Here is a 3,411-nt window from a genome sequence, read left to right as displayed (position 1 = left end):
GGGGCTGTATCGCCGTTGTAGAGCGGGGCTTGCCCCGCTCCACGCATCCGGAGACGACGGTTTCTCCGAAGCGGGTGGCCTGTATCGCTGCCTGTGTGGACGTCAGGGACATCCAGCGTGGGAGTCGGGCAAGCCCGATTCTACGGGGCGCCACCCAGCCTTGCTCCGCCTTGGGGAGCGGGGTATCACGGCGCCCGCGCGCAGACCCAGGCGTCGACCCGTTCCACGCCGGCCCGGTGCAGTGCCCGCGCCGCGGCATGCAGGGTCGCGCCGGTGGTCATGACGTCGTCGACCAGGGCTACGTGCGTCGGCATGGCGGCATTCGCCGCGCGGAAGGCGGCGCGCAGGTTGCGCCGGCGCGCGGCGGCATCCAGTTCCGACTGCGCCGCGGTGGCACGCACGCGCCGCAGCAGGTCCGCGCGCAGCGGCAGGCCGAGCATGGCTGCCAGGGGCCGTGCCAGTTCCAGGGCCTGGTCGTAGCCGCGCCGGCGCAGGCGGCTGCGGTGCAGGGGGACCGGGACCAGTGCCTGCGGCCGCTCGCAGCCGGCGAAGGCGCGGGCCATCAGCTGCGCCAGCAGGCGCCCGGCGGCGAGGTCGCCGTGGAACTTGTAGCGCGGCAGCAGCCGGTCCAGCGGCGGCGCGTAGAGGAAGGCGGCGTGGGCGCGCTGCAGCGGCGGCGGCCGTTGCAGGCAGGCGCCGCAGATGCCGGGGGCGGGCAGGGGCAGGGCGCAGCAGCGGCAGGCCGCCTGCAGTTCCGGCAGGCTGGCACGGCAGGCCGGACACAGGTCCAGCCCGCCGGCGCCCGGTTCGGTGCACAGCAGGCAGCGCAGCGGCAGCAGGCGGTGGGCGAGGGTGGCCAGCCGCGCCGGCAGGTCCTTGAACGACATGGCCTGTAAACCATCCATGGCTTTCCCGGGTTGACAGTGGCAGGGGCGGATTCCCAGACTGCCCGCGCCCGCTTCCCGGCGCTGTCAGGAAACCCCACGCCATGCCTTCGGAAATCCGCCACGACTGGCGGCGCGAGGAACTGCTCGCGCTGTTCGACCTGCCGCTGCCCGAGCTGCTGTTCCGCGCCGCCAGCGTGCACCGCGAGCACTTCGACCCGGCCGAGGTCCAGGTCTCGACCCTGCTGTCGGTGAAGACCGGTGGCTGCCCCGAGGACTGCGCCTACTGCCCGCAGGCGCAGCGCTACCACACCGGCGTCGACGCGACGAAGCTGATGGACACCGCCGAGGTGCTGGAGAAGGCCCGTCAGGCCAAGGCCGCCGGCGCCTCGCGCTTCTGCATGGGCGCGGCCTGGCGCAGCCCCAGGGACCGCGACATCCCGAAGGTCGCGGCGATGATCGCCGGAGTGAAGGCGCTGGGCCTGGAGACCTGCGCCACCCTCGGCATGCTGACCCCGCAGCAGGCCCGGGCGCTGCGCGAGGCCGGCCTGGACTACTACAACCACAACCTCGACACCGCGCCGGAGTTCTACCGCGACATCATCCACACCCGCCAGTACCAGGACCGCCTGGACACCCTCGAACACGTGCGCGAGGCCGGGCTGAAGACCTGCTGCGGCGGCATCGTCGGCATGGGCGAGACCCGCGAGCAGCGCGCCGGCCTGCTGCAGGCGCTGGCCAACCTGCCGGCGCACCCGGACTCGGTGCCGATCAACCGCCTGGTGCAGGTGCCGGGCACGCCGCTGGCCGGCACCGCCGAGCTGGATCCGTTCGAGTTCGTCCGCACCATTGCCGTCGCGCGCATCGCCATGCCGCGCTCTATGGTGCGGCTGTCGGCCGGGCGCGAGGCGATGTCCGACGAGCTGCAGGCGCTGTGCTTCGCCGCCGGCGCCAACTCGATCTTCCACGGCGAGAAACTCCTGACCACCGGCAACCCCGACGTGGAACGCGACCAGGCCCTGTTCGCGCGGCTCGGTCTGCGGGCCATGCCGCTCGCCCAGTGTGATGACCGTCACGGAAAGTCGACGGGGGCTGGCGGTACCGTGCATGCCGACATCACCGGACCGGCGCCTGCCTGCGGCTGCGCGGCCTGAACTGGAAGGGGGCCCCGGGGGACGGGGCAGGAACATGGCACGTACCGATATCCACGACCGCATCCATGCCATGCGGCGCCAGCGCGCCGCCCAGGGCCGCCTGCGCCAGCGCCGCACCGTCACCAGGCGCGACGGCGTGCGGCTGGAAGTGGATGGCCGCTGGCTGACCGGCTTCTGCAGCAACGACTACCTGGGCCTGGCCACGCAGTTCGAGGTCGGCGCGGCCCTGCAGGACGCGTCCGCGCGCGAGGGCACCGGCGCCGGCGCCTCGCATCTGGTCTGCGGCCACCACACCCTGCATGAGCAGCTCGAACGCGAAATGGCCGAATGGCTGGGCGTGCCGCGCGCGCTGCTGTTCGGCAGCGGCTTCATGGCCAACCTGGCCGTGCAGCAGGCCTTCCTCGAGGACGAGGACGTCTGCGTGCAGGACCGCCTCAACCACGCCAGCCTGATCGACGCCAGCCGCCTAGCCGGCTGCCGCCTGCGCCGCTACCCGCACCTGGATCCGGAAGGCGCGATGCGCCAGCTGCGCGGCACGCCCGACGGCGCGGCGATGCTGATCACCGACGGCGTCTTCAGCATGGACGGCGACGTCGCCCCGCTGCGCGCGCTGTCGCTGGTCGCGCGCACCCAGGAAGCGCTGATGTACGTGGACGACGCCCACGGCGTCGGTGTGCTCGGCCCGCAGGGCCGCGGCTCGGTGGCCGAAGCCGGCCTCGGCGTGCTGGAAGTGCCGCTGCAGCTGGCCACGCTGGGCAAGGCCCTGGGCGGCTACGGTGCCGTGGTCGCCGGCGACGAGGACCTGGTCCAGCACCTGGCCGAAGTCGCGCGTCCCTACCTCTACACCACCGCGCTGCCACCGGCGCTGGCCGCGGCCTCGCTGGCCGCGGTGAAGCTGGTCCGCCGCGACGAATGGCGCCGCGAACGCCTGCGCGAACTGGTCGGCCAGTTCCGCACCGGTGCCGGCAAGTTCGGCCTGGAGCTGATGCCTTCCAACACCCCGATCCAGCCGGTGATCTGCGGCGACGAAGCCACCGCCACGGCGATGTCGCGCGCGCTGGAGGAAGCCGGTTTCCTGGTCACCGCAATCCGCCCGCCGACCGTCCCCGAACGCCAGTCCCGCCTGCGTGTCACGCTGTCGTCCCTGCACACCCCGCAGCAGGTCAACGCCCTGCTCGCCGCGATCGCCGACGCCCGCGACCGCGCAGTCCGCGACGCGGCCTGAGCCACCGGCGCGCGTCGGCCCCGGCGGAGCCTGGCGCGCCGGCGTCGCTCCCATGTAGAGCGGGGCTTGCCCCGCTGCCACGCACCCGGGGCCGATGCCCGTCAACAGCCGCAGGGCAGGCCCTGCTCTACAGGAAGCACGGCTTGCC

At 73.3% G+C, this 3,411-nt stretch carries 3 protein-coding genes; 2 read left to right on the top strand and 1 reads right to left on the bottom strand.

Going from position 1 to position 3,411, the window contains the following annotated elements; genetic code table 11:
• Positions 1-185: 185 nt before the first annotated feature.
• Positions 186-905 (bottom strand): ComF family protein, encoded by a 720-nt coding sequence (locus M503_RS0111355; RefSeq protein ID WP_028928265.1) that lies wholly within the window; start codon positions 903-905, stop codon positions 186-188.
• Between the two features lie 83 nt (positions 906-988).
• Between M503_RS0111355 and bioB the strand changes: the two genes are divergently transcribed.
• Positions 989-2,038: a biotin synthase BioB gene (gene bioB, locus M503_RS0111350; protein ID WP_028928264.1), complete on the top strand. Its 1,050-nt coding sequence runs from the start codon at positions 989-991 to the stop codon at positions 2,036-2,038.
• A 34-nt stretch (positions 2,039-2,072) separates the two neighbouring features.
• Complete coding sequence (bioF, locus tag M503_RS0111345; RefSeq protein ID WP_028928263.1) at positions 2,073-3,263, top strand: 8-amino-7-oxononanoate synthase; 1,191 nt, start codon at positions 2,073-2,075, stop codon at positions 3,261-3,263.
• Positions 3,264-3,411: the final 148 nt, after the last annotated feature.

This window comes from Pseudoxanthomonas suwonensis J47 (genome assembly GCF_000513955.1).
Lineage (GTDB): Bacteria > Pseudomonadota > Gammaproteobacteria > Xanthomonadales > Xanthomonadaceae > Pseudoxanthomonas > Pseudoxanthomonas suwonensis_C.
The sequence above is the reverse complement of the archived record's forward strand: the minus strand, read 5'-3'. Positions and strand labels throughout refer to the sequence as shown.